This is a genomic window from Sphingomonas cellulosilytica (genome assembly GCF_052321755.1).
In the GTDB taxonomy this organism is placed as follows: Bacteria; Pseudomonadota; Alphaproteobacteria; order Sphingomonadales; family Sphingomonadaceae; genus Sphingomonas.
In genome coordinates, this window is record NZ_JBQRTT010000003.1 from 224,642 (window position 1) to 245,083 (window position 20,442).

The 20,442-nt window shown below is 69.2% G+C and carries 15 protein-coding genes; 8 read left to right on the forward strand and 7 right to left on the reverse strand.

Going from position 1 to position 20,442, the window contains the following annotated elements; genetic code table 11:
- The first annotated feature begins 22 nt into the window (after positions 1 to 22).
- Together ACTZQ5_RS06350 and ACTZQ5_RS06355 are read left to right on the forward strand one after the other, a co-directional pair.
- Complete coding sequence (locus ACTZQ5_RS06350; protein WP_443584319.1) at positions 23 to 700, forward strand: response regulator; 678 nt, start codon at positions 23 to 25, stop codon at positions 698 to 700.
- Positions 697 to 1,764 carry an ATP-binding protein gene (locus ACTZQ5_RS06355; protein WP_443584320.1) on the forward strand — a complete coding sequence of 356 codons (1,068 nt, stop codon included), beginning with the start codon at positions 697 to 699 and terminating at the stop codon, positions 1,762 to 1,764. The genes ACTZQ5_RS06350 and ACTZQ5_RS06355 overlap by 4 nt, the downstream gene beginning before the upstream one ends.
- Before the next feature lie 241 nt (positions 1,765 to 2,005).
- On the opposite strand, the gene ACTZQ5_RS06360 is transcribed toward ACTZQ5_RS06355, so the two are convergent.
- The 7 genes from ACTZQ5_RS06360 to ACTZQ5_RS06390 form a co-directional block, all read right to left on the reverse strand.
- A complete protein-coding gene (locus tag ACTZQ5_RS06360) occupies positions 2,006 to 2,917 on the reverse strand; it encodes a dimethylarginine dimethylaminohydrolase family protein (protein WP_443584321.1) in 912 nt (303 codons plus the stop codon).
- A gap of 71 nt (positions 2,918 to 2,988) precedes the next feature.
- Positions 2,989 to 4,533 carry a carboxylesterase/lipase family protein gene (locus tag ACTZQ5_RS06365; protein WP_443584322.1) on the reverse strand — a complete coding sequence of 515 codons (1,545 nt, stop codon included), beginning with the start codon at positions 4,531 to 4,533 and terminating at the stop codon, positions 2,989 to 2,991.
- Entirely contained in the window at positions 4,520 to 5,530 is a 1,011-nt protein-coding gene (locus tag ACTZQ5_RS06370) for a PfkB family carbohydrate kinase (RefSeq protein WP_443584323.1), read from the reverse strand. The genes ACTZQ5_RS06365 and ACTZQ5_RS06370 overlap by 14 nt, the downstream gene beginning before the upstream one ends.
- Before the next feature lie 153 nt (positions 5,531 to 5,683).
- Entirely contained in the window at positions 5,684 to 6,454 is a 771-nt protein-coding gene (gene kduD / locus ACTZQ5_RS06375; protein ID WP_443584324.1) for a 2-dehydro-3-deoxy-D-gluconate 5-dehydrogenase KduD, read from the reverse strand.
- Between the two features lie 5 nt (positions 6,455 to 6,459).
- Entirely contained in the window at positions 6,460 to 7,302 is an 843-nt protein-coding gene (kduI, locus tag ACTZQ5_RS06380; protein WP_443584325.1) for a 5-dehydro-4-deoxy-D-glucuronate isomerase, read from the reverse strand.
- A 9-nt stretch (positions 7,303 to 7,311) separates the two neighbouring features.
- The gene (gene uxaC, locus ACTZQ5_RS06385) at positions 7,312 to 8,784 is read right to left on the reverse strand and encodes a glucuronate isomerase (RefSeq protein WP_443584326.1); all 1,473 of its coding nucleotides are present in this window, start codon (positions 8,782 to 8,784) and stop codon (positions 7,312 to 7,314) included.
- 211 nt (positions 8,785 to 8,995) lie between these two features.
- Positions 8,996 to 10,024, reverse strand: coding sequence for a LacI family DNA-binding transcriptional regulator (locus ACTZQ5_RS06390; protein WP_443584327.1), 1,029 nt, complete (start codon positions 10,022 to 10,024; stop codon positions 8,996 to 8,998).
- A 115-nt stretch (positions 10,025 to 10,139) separates the two neighbouring features.
- Here ACTZQ5_RS06390 and ACTZQ5_RS06395 point away from each other — a divergent pair, with 115 nt between their 5' ends.
- From ACTZQ5_RS06395 to ACTZQ5_RS06420, 6 genes are all read left to right on the forward strand, one after another.
- Positions 10,140 to 11,606 carry a UxaA family hydrolase gene (locus ACTZQ5_RS06395; protein WP_443584328.1) on the forward strand — a complete coding sequence of 489 codons (1,467 nt, stop codon included), beginning with the start codon at positions 10,140 to 10,142 and terminating at the stop codon, positions 11,604 to 11,606.
- On the forward strand, positions 11,603 to 13,039 hold the full coding sequence (locus ACTZQ5_RS06400) for a mannitol dehydrogenase family protein (RefSeq protein WP_443584329.1): 1,437 nt from the start codon (positions 11,603 to 11,605) through the stop codon (positions 13,037 to 13,039). Before ACTZQ5_RS06395 ends, ACTZQ5_RS06400 begins: the two co-directional genes overlap by 4 nt.
- Before the next feature lie 114 nt (positions 13,040 to 13,153).
- Positions 13,154 to 13,948, forward strand: coding sequence for a 2-keto-4-pentenoate hydratase (locus tag ACTZQ5_RS06405; protein ID WP_443584330.1), 795 nt, complete (start codon positions 13,154 to 13,156; stop codon positions 13,946 to 13,948).
- A gap of 26 nt (positions 13,949 to 13,974) precedes the next feature.
- Positions 13,975 to 15,294 (forward strand): MFS transporter, encoded by a 1,320-nt coding sequence (locus ACTZQ5_RS06410; protein WP_443584331.1) that lies wholly within the window; start codon positions 13,975 to 13,977, stop codon positions 15,292 to 15,294.
- 169 nt (positions 15,295 to 15,463) lie between these two features.
- A complete protein-coding gene (locus tag ACTZQ5_RS06415; protein ID WP_443584512.1) occupies positions 15,464 to 19,153 on the forward strand; it encodes a LamG-like jellyroll fold domain-containing protein in 3,690 nt (1,229 codons plus the stop codon).
- Positions 19,150 to 20,379: a DUF885 family protein gene (locus ACTZQ5_RS06420; RefSeq protein WP_443584332.1), complete on the forward strand. Its 1,230-nt coding sequence runs from the start codon at positions 19,150 to 19,152 to the stop codon at positions 20,377 to 20,379. Before ACTZQ5_RS06415 ends, ACTZQ5_RS06420 begins: the two co-directional genes overlap by 4 nt.
- The last annotated feature ends 63 nt before the right edge of the window (positions 20,380 to 20,442 follow it).

Consider the following 20,442-nt stretch of genomic DNA (forward strand, 5'->3'; position numbering starts at 1 on the left):
TCATGCCAAACGGATCCGCCCCATGAGCCCGCTCGTCCTGATCGCGGAAGACGACAGGGATATCGCCGACATCGTCCGCGCCTATCTGGAGCGTGAAGGTTTCCGCACCGTGCAGGCGAACGACGGCCGCACCGCACTCGATCTCGATCTGGCCCTCAAGCCCGATATCGTCGTCCTCGACATCTCGATGCCCGTCATGGACGGCTGGGACGTTCTGTCGGAGGTCCGGCGTCGCGGACATACGCCGGTGATCGTCACCACCGCGCTCGACCAGGATATCGACAAGCTCCAAGCGTTGCGGGTCGGAGCGGACGATTATGTCGTCAAGCCGTTCAATCCGGTCGAGGTGGTGGCACGGGTGAAAGCGGTGTTGCGACGTTCGGGCGGGCAGCGGGGTACGGGCGTGCTTCGCGTCGGTCCGGTCGAGATCGACATCGCCGGACACATGGTGCGCACGGATCAGGGCCAGGTAACGCTCACGCTGACCGAGTTCCGCCTGCTCGAACACATGGCGCGCACCCCCGGCCGGGTCTTCAGCCGCAGCGAATTGCTCGATGCGTGCCTGCCCCGATCGGACGCCCTCGACCGCACGGTGGACAGCCATGTGAGCAAGCTGCGCCGCAAGCTGGAACACGCCGGCGTCGTCGATATGCCCGAAGGCGTGCGCGGCGTCGGCTACCGGCTCTGGTCGCGCGGATGAAGGGGCGGATCGGCCTGAGCCGGCAACTGTCCGTCACCATGGCGACGCTCGCCTTCGTGGCGGTGGTCGTCAGCACTGCGATCTTCTACATCGTCTATGCCGTGCTGGAGCGATGGCGGATCGTCGCTCCACTGCCACCGGGGGTGGCGGATACCACGGGGCTGGACGTCGGTATCATGCTGTCCGCCTGCGTCCTGGGAATAGCGCTGGCCATCGCCATCGCGATCCGGCTCGCGCGCAGGATCATCGGGCCGCTCGCCGCGGTGGACGAGGCGGTGCGGCGGGTCGCGAAAGGCGACCTGACGGCCCGGGTCGAGGCAGTGCCGGGAGCGCATGGCGAGACCGCGCTCCTCATCGCCGACTTCAACGCGATGGCCGACCGGCTCGAGCGGATGTCGGACGATGTGAAGGTCTGGAACGCCCAGATCGCGCATGAGCTGCGGACACCGTTGACCATCCTGCGCGGCCGCCTGCAGGGGGCGAAAGACGGTGTCTTTCCCCTCGACGACAGTCTCCTCGTCGGGCTCATGAAGCAGGTGGATGGCCTGACCCGGCTGGTCGAGGACCTGCGCAGTGTCAGCCTCGCCGACAGCGGACGGCTCGAACTGCGCACGGAAGACGTCGATCTCGCGGCGGAATTGAACGACATGCAGCCATTGCTGTTGGCGCTCCTGACGCCCGCAGGCTTCGGCCTCGACCTGGTGCTACAAGCCGGCAGCATCCGGGCAGACATGGCCCGGATCCGTCAGGCGGTGATCGCACTCGTCGACAATGCCCGCCGCTATGCCGACCCCTGCACGTTGCGCATCGAGGTTCGCTACACGGACGGTGCCGCGGCGATCATGGTGAGTGACAGGGGGCCGGGCCTTCCGATCGGCTTCGAAGACGATGCCTTCCGTCAGTTTGCCCGTGGCACCGAACGATCGGGCGGGTCGGGGCTCGGCCTTGCCGTCGTTCGCGGCATTGCGCGTGCCCATGGTGGCGATGTCACCTATCGGCGATCACGTGCAGGCTCCCTGTTCTGCATCAGCTTGCCGGGAAGGTCATGTGCAAGAACGAACTAGAACATCGTTTGTGAACGAGCGCTATGCCGCGCCACATGTCGCATTGCTGCACAAGATCCTCGCTCGAAACGGCAGTCCGTCGCCGCAGCGCACGCGCCCGAAGGAGATTGCGACGACTCGCCTGCGCGGGCGGCATGGAGCGCGAGCACATCCGGTGGCCCCGGCGATTTCACCGCGCGGGCGCCGATCGGCTGAAGGTGTCGTTCGCCGCTATCCTACCGCAGCACCATGTTTCGTCCGGTCACGACCCGCTGCGTCGGGCCAGCGGCATCGTCAGGCAGTGGATGCCGCCGCCGCAGGCGGTGAACTGGTCGATGGCGAGTTCGACCACCTCGAACCGCGCATCGCGCATCATCGCCGATACCCGCGGCGTCGCCGCTCCGGCGAGGATGGTGCGGCCATCGAGCGACAGGATGTTGCAGCCGAGCCGCCGCGCCTCCTTGTAGGTGACGGGCAGCACCGAGATGCCGCGCGCCGCCACCGCGGCCAGAAAGGCGTCGTCCAGCACCTCCGTGGAGGCGAGCGCATGGCTGGCGTCCAGCATGCAGAACAGCGTGTCGAGATGGAGGAAATGCGGGTCGTAGCGATAGCGCAGCACCTCCCATCCCTCCGCCTCGAAGCGGGCGGCGAAGGCATCCGCGCCGGCTTCGTCGGTGCGCTCGCCGGAGATGCCGAGGATCAGCAGGCCGGGCCGCGCGATGCAGACGTCGCCGCCTTCGATCGTGCCCTCCGCCACCCGCGCGATCGCGCCGGTCGTCCACTGGCCGGCGACGCGGGCAAGATGCGCCGATTCACGGGCGCGGTGCGGCAGCGCCGGATTGAGCGCGACGAGGCCCCACGGGGTCGTCACCGCGACGTCGCGGGTGAAGCAGAGATCGGCCAGGTCGGGCTCGGCCGGCAGGATGTGGCAGGCGACGCCGCGCGCCGCCAGCGTCTCGTGCAACGCACGATGCTGCGCCATGGCCTGGCCGGTCGAGGTGGCGAAGCCGTCGCGCAGGTGCTCGCGCGTCACTGAACAGCAGGGCACCGCGCTGAGGAATGCCGGCGGGCAGAGCGCCACCGCTGTCAGCGGATCGGTCTCGCCGGATACGGCGGCGGTGTGGGGACGCGCGGCAAGCGCCGCAAAGCCTTGTTCTTCAAACGTGATTTTCATGCGACCTCTCGGTCGCTAGGAGCGCGCGGCGCGGCACATCGTTCCGCCGCGGGCAAGCGGCGGCGAGCGGTTCAGGTCCCCGGCTGGATGTACGGCACGCGCGCGAACAGTTCGCGCTGCCAGCGACGCGGATCGTTCTCCACCCGGCTCCTTGCATCGAAGATCATCGTCGCCCGGCCCTCCAGCGTGTAGCGCGGCCAGCGAGGCGATCCGGGGTGATTGGGGTCGCCGCTGCGCGCGAAGGCGACGAAGCTGTCCTGCATCGCCTTGCTGGCGGACCGGGCATCGGCGCCGGTCCCCGTCTCCGATCCCTTGGCGTCGAGCGTGCCGAACACCAGGGGAATATCCATGGTGTGGAAGGCGCCGCGCCGCGGATCGGTGCGCGAGGCGTAATCGACCTGATAGACGAAGGCGGGGGCGCCGGCGCGGGCGCGCTCCTCCGCCTCGATCACCTGCCCGCGCCAGCTGCGGCCCGCGGTCGTCGCCCCGTAGAAGACGTCGAGCGGGCTCCACGTCGGGAATTGCGCGCGATATTGCGCGACCACCCATTCGGGCAGGATGTCGATCCTGAGTTCGGGTGCCATCCGCTCGGGCAAATTGTCCCAGGTCAGCCCGCGCAGCCGGGGCGAATCGGCGCCGATGAAGGCCCGCGTCTCGTCGTGCACGTTGCCCAGCATCATCGGGATGGCGAGCCCTTGCGGGTTGGCATCCGGCCAGAACGGGTGGCGGGTCAGCCAGCGCATGTCGAGCACCGGCCCGAAATAGACGCCGCCGCCCAGGATCGGATCGACCGCCTCCAGCGCCTCGACCAGCCGTGCGGTCGGCAGCGTCGCGACGTCGCCCTGCCCCAGCTTGGCGAGGAACGCCTTGGCCCGCGCGGTGGCGTTGAGCGGCCCCGATGCGGTGACCTGCTGCCCGCTCATCGTCGCGGCGCGGTGAAACAGGCCCTTGGCGGCGGGCATGCCCATCATCGTCGCGATCTTGGCGCCGCCGCCCGACTGGCCGAACACCATGACGCGGCGGGGATCGCCACCGAAAGCGGCGATATTGTCGCGCACCCATCGCAGAGCGCAGATCAGGTCGAGCTGCCCGGCATTGCCGCTGTCGGGAAAGCGCGGGTCGAGCCGGGCGAGATAGAGATAGCCGAAGGCGTTGAGCCGGTGGTTCACCGTCACCACCACCGCATCGCCGCGCGCGGCGAGATTCCGGCCGTCGTTCAGCGGATCGGTGACGCTGCCGTTCGAATAGGCGCCGCCGTGGATGTAGATCATCACCGGCTTCTTCGCGTCGCTACGCGGATCGGCGGTCCAGACGTTGAGGAACAGGCAATCCTCGTCCTGCGGACCGTATGGCCCCTTTTGCGGGCAGACCGGGCCGAACGCCTCGGCGCGGACGGTCCGTCCCGGCTGCGACACCGGTACGGGCGCCCGGAAACGCTCGGCGCGCGCATAGCGGATGCCGCGAAAGGCGTGGACCTCGCCATCGCGCGTACCGACGAAGTCGCCCGCCGGTGCGCGTACCGCCGCCGGCGCCTGGGCGCGCGCGCCGGCGGTCAGCACCATCGCCGCGCCGGCGCCGATCGCCGCGCGGCGGCTCACCCCGTCAGCGGCGGACATCCAGGCCACCTGCCAGATAAGCGTCGATATCGGCCTGGCGGAACAGCGAGGCATCGCCCGGCAGCGAATGCTTCAGTGCGGTGAGCGCCAGGCCGGTCGCCGCCGCCGCGCCGATATCGCCACCGTTGCGCAGCGCGTGCAGCACGCCGCTGGCGAAGGCATCGCCGCCGCCGATCCGGTCGACGATGCCGGCGAGCACCACCTCCTCGGTCTGGGCATGGCCGTCGCGCGTATCGATCCGTGCCGAGACGCGGTGCAGGTCGACGTTCTCGACATGGCGCGCGGTGGACGCGATCGTCTTGAGCTTGGGGAAGGCGGCGAAGGCCGCCTCGGCCGCATCACGGCGCCGGTCCTCGCCGTCATGCGCGGAGAAGTCGCGGTCGAGCAGCAGCGCGATATCGCGATGGTTGCCGAACATCAGCTCGGCATGTTCGACCAGCTGGGTGAGCAGCGCGCGCGGATCGGCGTCCCAGCGCTCCCACAATTTGGCGCGGTAATTGCCGTCGAACGAGATCGGTATGCCGCGTGCGGCGGCAGCGCGGACGGCGGCGATGGCGCTCTGTGCCGGCACCGCGCCCAGGGCCGGGGTGATGCCGGAGAGATGGAAACCGTCGACGCCGTCGAACAGGGCATCCCAGTCCCACGCATCGGCCGGCGCCTCGGCGAAGCTCGAATGCGCGCGGTCGTAGATCACTTCGGTGGCGCGCATGCCGGCGCCCGAAGTAACGAAATACAGGCCCATGCGGTGGCCGCCGAAGCGGATGCCGCGGGTGTCGACGCCATGGCTGCGCAAGGTGCCGATCGCCGATCGGCCGAGATCGTTGTCCGGCACCATGCTGGCGAAGCCGACGTCATGGCCGAGCCGGGCGAGCGCGGTGGCGACATTGGCTTCCGCGCCCGCCACCCACACGTCGAAGCGCGGCGTCTGGAGCAGCAGCTCGCGCCCCGGCGGCGACAGCCGCAGCATGATCTCGCCGAATGCCAGGAACTTGGCCACGTCTCTCTCCCATCATTCCTCCCCGGTACGGGGAGGGGGACCAGCCGTCAGGCTGGTGGAGGGGCAGCCAAGCAAGTCATCGCCTGCGGCTGCCCCTCCACCCCGCCGCTGCGCGGCGCGGTCCCCCTCCCCGTACCGGGGAGGATCGTTACTTCACCGTGCCAGCCAACCGCCGTCCACGGCAAGGATATGCCCCTGCACGTAATCCGCCGCGCGGCTGGCGAGGAACACCGCCGCACCGCCGAGGTCCTGCGGATCGCCCCATTTGCCGGCGGGGATGCGATCGAGGATGCTCTTGTTGCGCACCTCGTCGGCCTGCAGTGCCGCAGTGTTGTTGGTGGCGATATAGCCCGGCGCGATCGCGTTGACGTTGACGCCCTTACCCGCCCATTCGTTGGCGAGCAGCTTGGTCAGGCCGCCGATGCCGCTCTTGGACGCGGTATAGCTCGGCACCCGGATACCGCCCTGGAAGGTCAGCATCGAGGCGATGTTGATGATCTTGCCGCCGCCGCCCTCTTTCTCATGGCGTGCGATCATGTGCCGGCCCGCCGCCTGGCAGAGGAAGAACACCGACTTGAGGTTGGTGTCGACGACCGCGTCCCAATCCTCCTCGGTGAAATCGACCGCGTCGGCCCGGCGGATGATGCCGGCATTGTTGACGAGGATGTCCAGCCCACCGAGCTTGGTCACCGTCTCGTCGACGACGCGTGCCACCGGCTCGATGCTCGACAGGTCGGCGGAGACGATCTCGGCACGGCGGCCGAGATCGCGGATCTGCCGCACCGTCTCTTCGGCCGGCGTACGGCCGACGCAGGCGACGTCGGCACCCGCGGCGGCGAGCGCCACCGCGATCGCCTGGCCGATGCCGGTGTTGGCGCCGGTGACGATCGCGACCTTGCCCGTCAGATCGAAGGGATTGGCCATCCCGCTCACGCCAGCTGGCAGATGTCGAGGACGTTCATGTCGGTATAGTCCTGGTTCTCGCCCGCCATCGCCCAGATGAAGGCGTAGGACTTGGTCCCCGAACCCATGTGGATCGACCAGGGCGGGCTGATCACCGCTTCCTCGTTCGCCATGACGATATGGCGGGTCGCCTCGCCCTCACCCATATAGTGGAACACGCGATCCTTATCGAGGTCGTCGAGTTCGAAGTAGAAATAGATCTCGCTGCGGCGCTCGTGGATGTGCGGCGGCATGGTGTTCCACACGCTGCCCGGCTTCAGCACGGTGAGGCCCATCACCAGCTGCGCGCTGTCGCACACGCCGGGGATGACGAGCTGGTAGATCGTCCGCTCGTTCGATTCCTCCAGGCTGCCACGCTCCAGCGCGTTGGCGTCGGCGATGCCGAGCTTGCGGGTTTCGAACGCCTTATGCGCCGGGCAGGACGCCAGATAGAAGCGCGCGCCGTCGCCCGAGAACTGGACGTCCTTGGCGCCCATCGTCACGTACAGGCAGTCCTTGTTGCCGAGCGTGAAGGTCTCGCCGTCGACGGTGACGGTCCCTTCGACCGCGGACACGTTGACGATCGCGAGCTCGCGGCGTTCCAGGAAGGGGTGGCCCTTCGCCGACGCCGGCTCTTCCTGCGCGGGCAGCGCGACGCTGCCGCTCTCCACATGGACGCCACCGATCACGAAGCGGTCGGCATGCGTGTAGTTCAGCACGCACTCACCGGCGCGGAACAGGTTCTGGATCAGGTAGCGGTCACGCAGTTCGTCGTTGGAGACGCACTCCATCATATCGGGATGGGTGGCGTAATAGGTGCGATCGAACATGGGGACTCCTTAGGCGGCGGTGCCGTTGCACATAGTGGAAGAGCTTCCCAAGCCCTTATCACCCTGTGCATCGATGCGATAGGCGCGGCGGACGAGGCCGCTGGTGAGTTCGTGCGCGAGGTCGGCCGCCTCCCAATCCTCCAGCCGATGCTCGGCGACGAGGCGGGCGAGGAAGCCGCAGTCGATCCGTCGCGCGACGTCGTGTCGTGCGGGGATCGACAGGAAGGCGCGGGTGTCGTCGTTGAAGCCGACGGTGTTGTAGAAGCCGGCGGTTTCCGTCGTCATTTCGCGGAAGCGGCGCATGCCCTCGGGGCTGTCGTGGAACCACCAGCTCGGCCCCAGCTTCAGGCACGGATAATGGCCGGCGAGCGGCGCGAGTTCGCGGGCATAGACGCTCTCGTCGAGCGTGAAGAGGATGATCGACAGGTCGCGCGCGGTGCCGAACCGGTCGAGCAGCGGCTTCAGCGCATGGACGTAATCGGTGCGGCCGGGGATGTCGGCGCCCTTGTCCCGGCCATGGCTGGCGAACAGGCCGGCATTGTGGTTGCGCACCGATCCGGGGTGGATCTGCATGACCATGCCGTCCTCGGCGCTCATCGCCGCCATCTCGGTCAGCATCTGCGCGCGGAAGAGTTCGGCATCGGCGGCGGTCCAGTCATCGCCGTTGATGCGCGCGAACAGCGCCTCGCACTCGGCCGTCGACAGGTTGGCGGTCGCCGCGGTCGGGTGGCCGTGGTCGGTCGCGGTCGCCCCCGCCGCGCGAAAGTCGGCACGGCGCTTGCGATGCGCGGCGAGATATCCCTGCCAGCTATAGACGTCCTCGCCGGTCAGTTCGGCGAAGCGCCGCATCGCGCCTGCGAACTGTTCGTGCTCGACGTCGATGACGCCGTCGGGGCGGTAGGTGGTGACGACGCGGCCGTTCCAGCCGCTCTCCCGGATGCGGTGGTGCGCGTCGAGGCTGTCCTGCGCCCCTTCGGTGGTGGCGAGGAAATCGATGCGGAACCGGTCGAACAGCGCACGCGGACGAAAGGCCTCGGTGGCGAGCTTGTCCCCGATCGTGTCGAAATACAGGTCGGCGGTGGCGGGCTCGAAGGCGACCTCCAAGCCGAACACCTCGGCGAACACATGGTCGAGCCACATGCGTGACGGCGTGCCGCGGAACAGGTGGTAATGATCGGCGAACAGGCGCCACGCGGCACGCCGGTCGGTCGCCGGCACCCCGTCGCGCCGCGGGATCGCCAGCGCGTCCAGGTCGACGCCCTGGCTGTAGAGCATGCGGTACAGGTAATGATCCGGCGCGAGCAGCAGCGTGGTCGCATCGGTCCAGTTGTGGTTGTCCGCAAACCAGGTCGGATCGGTGTGGCCGTGCGGGCTGACGATCGGCAGGTCGGCGATTTCGGCATAGAGCGTCCGCGCGATGGCACGGGTGGTCGGGTCGGCGGGAAACAGCCGATCGGGGTGCAATTCCAGCGGGCGCGTCATCGCCTGTTCCTCTCCGTCGCTCTGCGGGTTGCGTGCTGGTAACCGGTGTCAGGTTCAGGCGCAACCTCTGCCATTCCTCCCCGGCACGGGGAGGTGGCGGCGCATAGCGCCGACGGAGGGGGGCATCCACAAGCGACCTCCTGAGTGGAGAGCCCCCTCCACCATTCGGCTGCGCCGAACGGTCCCCCTCCCCGTGCCGGGGAGGAATGGGTCAACTCCCCGGCGAAGCCACCGAGCCGCGCCGGATCAAGGTCGACAGGAACAGCGACGGCTCCTCGACGTCCCCCTCGCCTTCCTGTTCGCCGGCGATCAGCTTCAGCGCCGCCGAACGCGCCATGGAGGCGATCGGCCAGCGGACCGTCGTCAGCGGCGGCCAGACGTGGGCGGCGATCGGCGTGTCGTCGAAGCCGATGATCGACAGGTCGCGCGGGATGTCGAGTCCACGCTGGCGGGCGGCGTGGATCACGCCCGCCGCCATCTCGTCGTTGCTGGAAAAGATCGCCGTCGGCCGCGGGATCACGTCGAGCAGCCGCTCGGCGGCGACCAACCCCGATTCGAACGTATAATTGCCGTCGGCGATCATGCTGCGCGGCATGGCGATGCCCGCCGCGCCCAGCGCCTCCTCGAACCCGGCGCGGCGTTCGCGCGCCGACCGGAAGCCGTGCGGGCCGCCGACAAAGCCGATGCGGCGGTGGCCCTGCGCGATCAGGTAATCGGTCGCGGCGCGCACCGCCTCGCGGTCGTTGGAGGCGACCATATGATCCGGCCCGTCGAGCGCCGCCGAACCCATACGGACATAGCGGCAGCCGATATCGACGCACAGCCGCGCCACCGTGTCGTTCTCGCTGATCGGCGGCATCAGCAGCACGCCGAACAGCCGCTGGCGTTCGAGGAAGTGGCGCAGATCCTCCAGCATCGTCGCCGAACCGCGGTCGAGCGGGCGCACCACCATCTCGAATTCGGTGTCGTGCAGCGCCTCCAGCATGCCTTGCTGGACGTTCATCACCGTCTGCGCATTGGGATTGTCGTGGACGAGGCCGATCAGGAAATTGCGCCGGAGCGCCAGCGCCCGCGCCTGCGGATTGGGAGTATAGCCGAGCTCGCCGATCACGTCCTCGACGCGCTTGCGGGTTTCGTCGTTGAGCAGCGGCGAACGGTTGATGACGCGGCTGACCGTCTTCTTGGACACGCCCGCGATCCGGGCCACGTCGTTGATCGTCGGCTGGCCGGATTTGCGCATGGGGGCGACGATAGCGAGGGCGGGACGGCCGCGCCAGCCCGGCGACTTGCACTCGCCGCGCATATCCGCCATGAAATTGACACCGGTTCCCAAATTGCGGAACGAGAGAGGATCCATGACCAAGGCGCTTACGATCGCTCCGGGCGACAGCGTGGCGACGCTGCTCGAAGACGGCCATGCCGGCGACCGCATCGGCGACGTCGTGCTGACCGCAGACGTGCCGCGCGGCCACAAGGTCGCGCTGACCGCGGTCGAAGCCGATCAGCCGGTGGTCAAGTTCGGCTTTCCGATCGGCCGCGCCCGCCGCAGCATCCGGCCGGGCGAGCACGTCCACAGCGAAAACCTCGCGACCGGCCTGTCGGGGACCGAAAGCTACCGCTACGCCCCCGTCGCGCCGCCCGCGCCAGAGCCGCGATCGCCCGCGACATTCGAAGGCTATGTCCGCGCCGACGGCCGTGTCGGCACCCGCAACGAGATCTGGATCCTGCCGACCGTCGGCTGCGTCGCGCGCACCGCCGAACGGATCGCCAAACAGGCAGGTGCCGCGCTCGCCGGGCAGGTCGACGGCGTTCATGCCTTCACCCATCCGCACGGCTGTTCGCAGCTTGGCCACGACCTCGACGGCGTGCGTGCGATCCTCGCCAGCCTCGCCTGCCACCCCAATGCCGGCGGCGTGCTGCTGGTCGGGCTCGGCTGCGAAGAGAACCAGGTCAAGGAGCTGCTCGCGGCCATCCCGCCCGAACGGCACGGCGCGATCCGCTATCTCACCGCGCAGTTCAGCACCGACGAGGTGGAGGAAGGCTGCGCGCTGGTCGCCGAACTGGCGGCACAGGCGGCATGCCCGCGGCAGACGGTGGGCATCGACCGGCTGGTGCTCGGCGTCAAATGCGGCGGGTCCGACGGCCTGTCGGGATTGACCGCCAACCCGCTGGTCGGCCGGATCAGCGACCGGGTGGTCGAGGCGGGCGGCCGCGTCGTCTTCACCGAGGTGCCCGAGATGTTCGGCGCCGAACAGATGCTGATGGATCGGGCGGTCGATGAGGGCGTGTTCGGATCGATGGTCGGAGTCATCAACGGCTTCCGCCAGTATTTCATCGATCACGGCGAGCCGATCAGCGAAAATCCCTCGCCCGGCAACGTCGCCGGCGGCATCACCACGCTGGAGGAAAAGTCGCTCGGCGCGGTGCAGAAGGCGGGGCGCGGCATCGTCACCGACGTGATCGGCTATGGCGCCCGTATTCGCAAACAGGGCCTGACGCTGCTGGAGGCGCCGGGCAACGACGCCGTTTCCTCCACCGCGCTGGCGGCAGCGGGGGCGACCGCGATCCTGTTCACCACCGGCCGCGGCACGCCGCTGGGCTTTCCGGTGCCGACGGTGAAGATCGCCTCCAATTCCGATCTCGCCGCGCGCAAGCCCGGCTGGATCGATTTTGACGCGGGCGCGGTGCTCGACCAGGGCTTCGTCGAGGCGGAATCGATGCTGCTGGCGCGGATCTGTGCCATTGCATCGGGCGCGCCGACTGCGGCCGAAACCAACGACGAACGCGAGATCGCGATCTGGAAACGGGGTGTGACGTTATGAACCGACTGAGCCACGCGACGCTGGGCCAGCTGCCGACCGCCATCGCCGCCCCGCGCGGCCGTGCCACCCCGGGCGTCGGCATCGTCCATTTCGGCCCCGGCGCCTTCCACCGTGCGCATCAGGCGGCCTATGTCGACACCGTGCTGGAGCACGATCCGCGCTGGGGCATCGCCGCCGTCTCGATGCGCAGCCGCGGCACCGTCGAGGCACTGGAACGGCAGGACGGCCTCTACACGCTGGCGATCCGCGATGCCGAATCGGATATGCGCGTGATCGGCGCGCACCGCCGCTTCCTCGCCCCCGATGCGGCGGCCGAGACGCATGCGCTGCTCGCCGATCCCGCCGTCGGCCTCGTCACCACGACGGTGACCGAAAAGGGCTATTGCCTCGCCGGCGACGGTACGCTCGACATGACCCATCCCGATATCGTCCGCGACCTCGCCGGCGCGGCGGTGCCGGCGAGCGTGGTCGGCTGGATCGTCGCCGGCCTCGCCGCGCGCCGCGCCGTGGGCGCCAAGCCGTTCGTGCCGATGCCGTGCGACAATCTGGCGAGCAACGGCGCCAAGCTGCACGCCGCATTGGTCGCCTTCGCCCGCGCGCAGGACGGGGCCCTCGCCGACTGGATCGCGGGCGAGGTGCGCGTCCCCTCGACCATGGTCGATTCGATCACGCCCGCCTCCGACGAAGCGCTCTACACAGCCGTCGCCGACGCGCTGGGCGTCAAGGACCGCGCCGCCGTGCAGCGCGAACGCTTCACGCAATGGGTGATCCAGGACATCGGCATACCGCTCGGTCCCGATCTCGCCGCGGCGGGCGCCACCGTCACGAGCGACGTCGCCGGCTACGAGAAGGCGAAGCTGCGCATCCTCAACGGCGCGCATTCGACGCTCGCCTATCTCGGCCTGCTGCGCGGCCATGCCAGCGTCGCCGAGGCGATGGCGGATGCCGATCTCGCCCGTTTTGTCGATGCGATGATCCGCGACGACATCATTCCCATGCTGCCGCAGGTCGCGGGACTCGACCTCGACGCCTATCGCACCGCGGTGCTGGACCGGTTCCGCAATCCGGCGATCGTCCACCGGCTCGACCAGATCGCGATCGACGGCTCGCAGAAGCTGCCGTACCGCCTCGGTGACACGCTGTCGGCCAATCGCGCCGCCGGTCGCCTGCCCGCACATGTCGCCGCCGCGCTGGGCGGCTGGGTCGCCTTCCTCATCGCGCGCACCCGCGCCGGCATCGCCATCGCCGATCCCGCCGCCGACCGGCTGGCGGCTGCGGCAAGCGATGCCGACCCGGTCGCCGTCGTCCGCCGCCTGGTCGAAGCCGGCCTCGGCCTGCCGCCGCAGGTCGCGGGCGATGCGCCGCTGCTCGCCGCGATCGAACGCGCGGCGGTGGCGGCCCATGAGGCGCGCTGGAGCGCGCTCTTCGGCTAGCCCCGAATGTGTGTTTCGATGGCTGGGCCAAGCGGACGCTTGTCAATGACACCGGTTTCCAATAGCCTTCCGACCAGAACAGAAGATCAGCGAGAGGGGGGCGTTCAGCCCGACATGATGCCACAGACCGATTCCGCTTCCGTCCAGGATACCGCCCGCGCCTTCGTCGAGGCGCGCCGCGACGGCCGTGCGCTGCCCGACTATCCGGGCACCATCCCGCCCGACCTCGCCACCGCCTATCGCGTGCAGGATGCCGCGCTCGATCTTGCCAGCGGCGCCGTCGCGGGATGGAAGGTCGGGCGGATCAACCCGCCGGTCGACGGCATCGACCGGTTGAGCGGCCCGATCTTCGCCGACACGGTGTTCGACGCGACCGACGGCACGCTGGAGATGCCGATCTTCGCCGATGGCTTCGGCGCGGCGGAAGCGGAATTCCTGATCCGCATCGGCACCGCCCCCGAACCCGCCAAGACCAGCTACACGATGGACGAGGCGCGCGCGCTGATCGATGCCGTGCACATCGGCATCGAGATCGCGAGTTCGCCCTTCCCCGGCATCAACACGCACGGGCCGACGGTCACCATCTCCGATTTCGGCAACAACTACGGGTTGATCGTCGGCGAGAACATCGCCGACTGGCGCTCGACCGACCTCAACGCCTGGCCGATCACGCTCGACATCAACGGCACGCGGATCGGCGCGGCCACCGCCGCGACGATGCTGGACGGCCCGATCGGCGCCGCCCGCTTCCTGTTCGAACATATGGCGGCACGCGGCATCGCGCTGCACCCCGGCCAGTGGATATCGACCGGCGCGGTGACGGGCGTGCACCCGGTGGCGGTCGGGGATACCGTTGCCGCAACATTCGACGGCCGCTACACGATCGGCTGCACGATCAAGGCTCGCTAAGAAGCCTCTCGCAAACGGAGACAAGGATGGCGACGAGACACGAGCGGGGCAGCGACCGGGCGCGGCAGGAAGCGCAGATCGCCGCCGCCGCCTCCACCGTGGGGCGGTATCGCTGGGTGATCTGCGGATTGCTGTTCGCAGCGACCGCGATCAACTATGTCGACCGGCAGATGATCGGCGTGCTGAAGCCGACCATCTCCACCGAACTCGGCTGGTCGGAAACGACCTATGCCGACGTCATCTTCTGGTTCCAGGCAGCCTATGCGATCGGCTATCTGAGCTTCGGCAAGATCGTCGACGTTCTGGGCGCGCGCATCGGCTATTCGATCGCCTTCGTGATCTGGACCGCCGGGCATATCCTGTGCGGCTTCGTCAATTCGGCGTTCCAGTTCAGCCTCGCCCGCGCCTTGCTCGGCATCGGCGAAAGCGGCAACTTCCCCGCCGGCATCAAGGCGGTGACCGAATGGTTCCCCGCCAAGGAGCGCGCGCTCGCCACCGGTGTCTTCAACGCCGGCGCCAATATCGGCGCGATCGTCACGCCTTTGGTCGTGCCGTGGATCGTCATCGACCTGGGCCTCGGCTGGCGCATGGCGTTCGTCATCACCGGCATCGCCAGCCTCGGCTGGCTGGTCGCCTGGATCGCGCTGTACCGCCGCCCGCGCGAGAGCACCAAGGTCAGCGCCGACGAGCTCGCCTATATCGAGAGCGATCCTGCCGATCCCGTCCAGCCGATCGCCTGGGGCAAGCTGATCCGCTATCGCGAAACCTGGGCGTTCGCGCTCGGCAAGTTCCTGATCGATCCGGTCTGGTGGCTGTTCCTGTTCTGGACGCCCGATTTCCTCGGCAAGACCTACAACCTCGACCTCAAGAGCTTCGGCCCGCCGCTGGTCGCGATCTACCTCATCTCCGATATCGGTTCGGTGGCGGGCGGCTGGTCGTCGTCGCGGCTGATGAAGCGCGGCCTTACCGCCAATGCCGCGCGCAAGCTGACCATGCTGGTCTGCGCGATCCTGGTGATGCCGATCTTCTTCGCCCAATATGCCAGCAACGTGTGGATCGCGGTCGCCATCGTCGGCCTCGCCACCGCCGCGCACCAGGCGTTCTCGGCCAACCTCTACACCCTGCCGTCGGACATGTTCCCGCGCGCCGCCGTGGGTTCGGTGATCGGCATCGGCGGAACGCTGGGCGCGGTCGGCGGCATGCTGATGTCGAAGTTCACCGGCTACATCCTCGAAACGACGCACAGCTACACGCCGATCTTCGCGGTCGCCGGTTCGACCTATCTGGTCGCGGTGATCGTCATCCACCTGCTCAGCCCGCGCCTCGCGCGGGTGGATGCCGCCTAAACCGTCAAATCACCCTCACCCTTCCGGCGCGTTCCGCGCCTCCCTCCCTCTCCCGTCGGGAGAGGGATAGACGCCGAAGGCGGCGCTGGGTGAGGGTGACACCCGGAGAGGTTTCTTGAAGCTCATTTCGACCCTCGCGCTCGCCACCGCGCTGCTCGCGACGCCCGCCATGGCGCAGGATGGCCTCCTCTTCCGCGTCTCCGCCGACAAGGACCTCACCGCCGATCGCGCCGGCGGCGACCCCGTCCCCAATTTCCGCAGCGCGGTGACGGTCACGCCCGATGGCGCGATCGGCGGCGCGGCACGCTGGGCGGACGAGGGCTATGTGGCTTGGAAGGCGCCGGGCAACATGATCGCGCAAGCCGGCACGCTCGCCTTCTTCTGGCGCGCGCGCGAGGCCGTGACCGACGCCCCCTTCGTCATCTTCCGCGCCGGCTTCGCCGACCACACCAGCTGGGACATGGCGTTCCTGCGCATCGACTGGAACGGCCACGGTTTCGATGCCTTCGTCACCGACGCCAATCTGTCGCGCCTGCGCGTGTCGTGGCGGATGCCGACGCCGCCGACGCCCGAGCAGTGGAGCCACATCGCCTTCGCCTGGGACGAGACGCAGGGCGTGCGCCTGTTCGTCGACGGCAAGGAAGTGGCGAAACTCACGCAAAAGGCCGACCTCGATTCCGGCCTCGACCAGTTCGGCATGGCCGGCCGCGTCATCTCGCCGCATCAGGTGCAGAGCCGCTACAATTTCATGCGCGGCAGCGACCTCGACGAGATCCGTGTCTACGATCACATGCTACCCGCCGCCGACGTCGCCGCGCTCGCCGCCAAGCAGGAGCCGACGATCACCGCGCCGCGCGATGCCGTCGCCGAACGCACCGCCTGGCTGCACCGCTATGGCTGGGACACGGGTGCACCGCCGGTGCTCGGCGATCCGGTGACGCGCGTCCGCCGCATCGAATTCGCCGATGCCAGGGACCTCAAGGAATGGATGTACAAGGGCGTCGACGGCATCGCCGAGACGACCTGGCCCGGCGTCTACAACCGCTCCAAGCTGCCCGGCCGCGACGATTATTTCGAACTCCCCGACTGGAACGTCTATGTCGAGGGCGGCAAGCGCTACGACCTGACCGTGCCCGCCGGCCAGCGCTTCAACCGCGTCGAGATCCGCGGCGCGGCCTATGGCGACCTGCTGTGGAACGACCGCAAGGTCGCCGGCCGGTCCAGGGGCGTCGTGCGCAGCGTCGATGCGCTGGCCGGGCGGACGGGCGGCACGCTGAGCTTCGTCAACACGATGCAGGAGCAGCCGATCCAGGAGATCTGGGCCTATGACGTGGCGGGCGAGGCGGAGCCTGCGGGCAGCTTCAAGCTCGCCTACACCGTCGATGCCAAGGCCTCGCCGCGGCTCGCCAGCCTCGACCCGCTCAACGCCTATATCGCTGGCCGCTTCCCCGCCGACGAGCGGGCGACGGTGCTGGCGATGCCGTCGTCGGGGATGAAGGTGGCGGTCGGCGCCGGCGCCGCGGGCGCCGCCGGCGGCGCCATGCAGCGCGCGCCGGGCAAGCCGATCGTCCATGTGCTGATTCCGGCGAGCTTCGGCGACGCCTATCCCGACAAGCCGCTGGCGCGCGCCTGGGATTACGGCTGGCAGAACGTGCACGACGGGCTCGACGGCATCGCCATCGACATCCCGGCGCTAGACGCAAAGCCCGATGCGCGCGGGCTGATCGCGCTCAACATCCGCGTCGCCGATCCGATCTGGCCGGCGCGCGCGATGATCGACCTGTCGGTATCGGTGCGCCCCAACCAGGCACGCACCCTGTGGCTGGACCTGCGCGATCGCATCCTGCCGAACGACGGACTGTTCCTGACCATCGCATCCGCCGCGCCGGATTTCGACGCGCAGAGCCTGGACGGGGCGAAGATCCGCCTGGTCTTCAAGCCGCGCAGCGAGGCGGTGGCGGAGCATGTCGCCGACCGCTTCAACCAGGTGCGCGACAATTGGGGCTTCCTGGTCGAGGAACATACCGCCTCCAAGCGCGAGGCGCTGTACCGCCGCGTCTTCGCCGACATCTCCGACCTGCTGCGCGTCGATCCCGATCACGAACAGGGCCGCGCCTATTGGGCGGACATCAATTATCGGCCGGAGAACCTGCCGAAGGTCGCGTTGCCGGCGATCCCTGCGGGCGTGCCGGACTGGGCGGCGCGGCAGCTCGACGACCTCAAGATCACGCGCGACTTCGTGCTGTGGTGGATCGACCACCGCCAGGTGCCCTATGGCGACTTCGGCGGCGGCATCTCCGACGATACCGACCTTACCCAGCAATGGCCGGGCCTGGCGCTGATGGGCGTCGCGCCGGACAAGGTGAACGCCTCGCTCGTCGCGCTGTCCGACGCGGTGTTCCGGAACGGCATGCGGGTGAACGGCCTCGGCTATATCACCACCGACGAACTGCATGCCTATGAAGAAGGGCTCAACTCGGACGCCGAGCGGCTCTACCTCAATTGGGGCGAACCCAAGGCGCTCGAGCGGATCATGGAGACGACGCGGGCGTTGCAGGGCGTGATCCTGAAGAACCCGGCCGGGCACCTGCATTTCGCCACCAACTGGTATGGCGGGCGCAAGATGTACCGCCAGGGCGCCTTCGCCTGGCAAAAGCCGTACAGCTTCACCGTCCTGCACGGGCCGATCCTGCTCGGCCTCTACAACGCGAGTCCCGCGGCGCGCGGCCTCGTCACCGGTGTGATCGACGGCTGGATGGCGCACGGCACGCAAGGCTCGGACGGCACGTGGAGCTACCCCAACGAGATCAACTGGGACACGGACGCGACGCGGGTCGGCGACGGTGGCGGCGTATCCACGCCGTTGCAGGCGGCCTGGGCGTCGTGGCGCTTCACCGGCGACGAGAAGTACCTGCGGCCGATCCAGGCCCGGCTGGGCAAATCGGGCAATGGCATCGCCGAGTTCAACGAAAACGCCTTCGACCTGATGCCGGGCGGCGCGGCGTTGCGCGCACGGATCGCCAAGGCGGCGAGCAACGATCCCTTTGCGCGCTACACCGCCTGGACGGCGAACGGCGACACCGCATCGCTCGCCGCGCTCCATGCCGACGCCTGGGTGGACAAGGCGCAGCACCAGTACATGTATACCGAGGGGCATTGGTGGTCCGACCGCGTCGGCCAGCCCAACGAGATCCTGCAGCGCGAACGGCTGGGCGGCATCGCGCTCAACCGGAACCAGACGTGGCCGGGCAACACGGTAAGCTGGCGCTTCGATCGGGATGGCGCCGCGGAGCAGGTCGCGATCCTGGTGCCGAACCCGACGCGCGAGGCGTTCAAGGTGATCGCCTACAACACCAGCGACGTGGCGCAGCGCGCGACCATGTCGACGTGGAACGTCACCGCGGGCGAATGGAGCGTCACCGTCGACGGCCAGCCGCCGGTGACGGTGCCGCTGGAGCGCAGCGCGGGGACGCAGGTGACCTTCGCGCCGCACGCGACGACGGTGATCGAGGCGAAGCTGCTGCGCGCGACGACGCCGGTCGAGCAGCGCCCCGATATCGGCATCGGCCGCGACGACGTCATGGTGGCGGGGCGGCGGGTGACGCTGACCGTGCACGGGCTGGGTTCGGTGCCGTCCGGTGCGGGCGTGGCGACGCTGGTGACGGCCGACGGGCGCACCGTGGCGCAGGCGGCGATCCCGCCGATCGCCGCGCCGACGGACCTCAAGCCGCGCACGGTGGCGGTGCGGCTGACGGCTCCGGCGGGGGTGGATGCGAAGACGCTGACCGCGCGGATCGCGCTGGACGGTGACGCGGCGGAGGTGACGCGGCTCAACAACGCCGTGGCGCCGGGGCGGTGACCGCGTTCGATCGGCGATCGGTGATCGCCGGGCTGGGGGCGTCCCTCGCCTGGCCGTCGTCCGCCGTGGCGCAAGACACGGAGAAACTCAGCGCAGCGCTCGATGGAGCCGCCACGCTGCCGCCTGCACAGGCGCTGGCGAGCCTGCGCGGGTTCGACGACCGGGCGTTGCCGCCCGCGCGCCGGCTCGACCTGCTGACCGCGCGGGCCGGGCTCGCGGTCGATGCGCAACTCGCCGCCCTGCCGCAGGCCGGCCCGCGCAAGGCCGGCTACCGGCCGCTGCCCGATGCGGGGCCGATCACCCCCGGCCATTACGCGCTGCTGCTCGCGCGGCCGCTCGGGCGGGTCGATCCCCGTGCGGCGCAGCGGCGGCTGACCCGTGAACTCGCCGCCCTGCACGCCCGCGCCGCACGCCTGTTCGCGACGCTCGGCATGGCGGAAGGGACGATCGGCGCCCGCTTCACCGCCTTGTGGCAGGACGAACGGTTCCTCTACGCCGATCCCGCCGCCGCCGTCGCCGACATGGCCCGCAGCCTCGCCGCCGCCCGCATGCGCGTGCCCGCAGCGGTCGGCCCGGTCCCCGCCTGGTGCACCGATGTCGCCGTACGCAGCCTGTCGCCCGCCGAGATCGCCGCCGGCCGCAACGGCTATCGCATCGTGCCCACGCCGACGCAGCAAGGCGCCTATATCGTCGACCTCAAGCAACTCCGCCGCCGCCCGTCGTGGACGCTGCCCAGCGTCGTCGCGCACGAGCTGCTGCCCGGCCACATGATCCAGCTGGGGCTGGAGGGGATCGCCGCGCCGCACCCGCTCCGGATCGACTATGCGGCAAGCTTCGTCGAAGGCTGGGGCATCCATGCCGAGGCGCTGGCGGCGGCGGAGGGTGCCTTTCGCGATCCGCGCGTGCAGCTCGGCCACCTTCACTGGCTGATCTTCCGCGTCGCCCGCGCGCTCGCCGACCTCGGCATCCATCTCGACCGCTGGAGCCTGGATGCGGCACGCGCGCATCTGGTCGCATGGCAGGGCGAGCCCGCCTATTTCGCGCCGTACGACACCGAACTGCCCCGCATCGCCCGCGAACCGGCGAGCCGCGTCGGCGAGGCGATGGCCTGGCTCGCCATCGCCGACGCGGTCGGCACCCGTGCCGGGCGGCGGCGGATCGCGGCGCATCGCCGCCTGCTCGACCACGGCCGGATGCGCATCGAACAGATCGGCAACAGTTTCTAACGCAGGTTGTCGGACCCTCCGGCGTGCTTCGCGCGTCTCACGTACCATTCCGCTCCCTTCGGA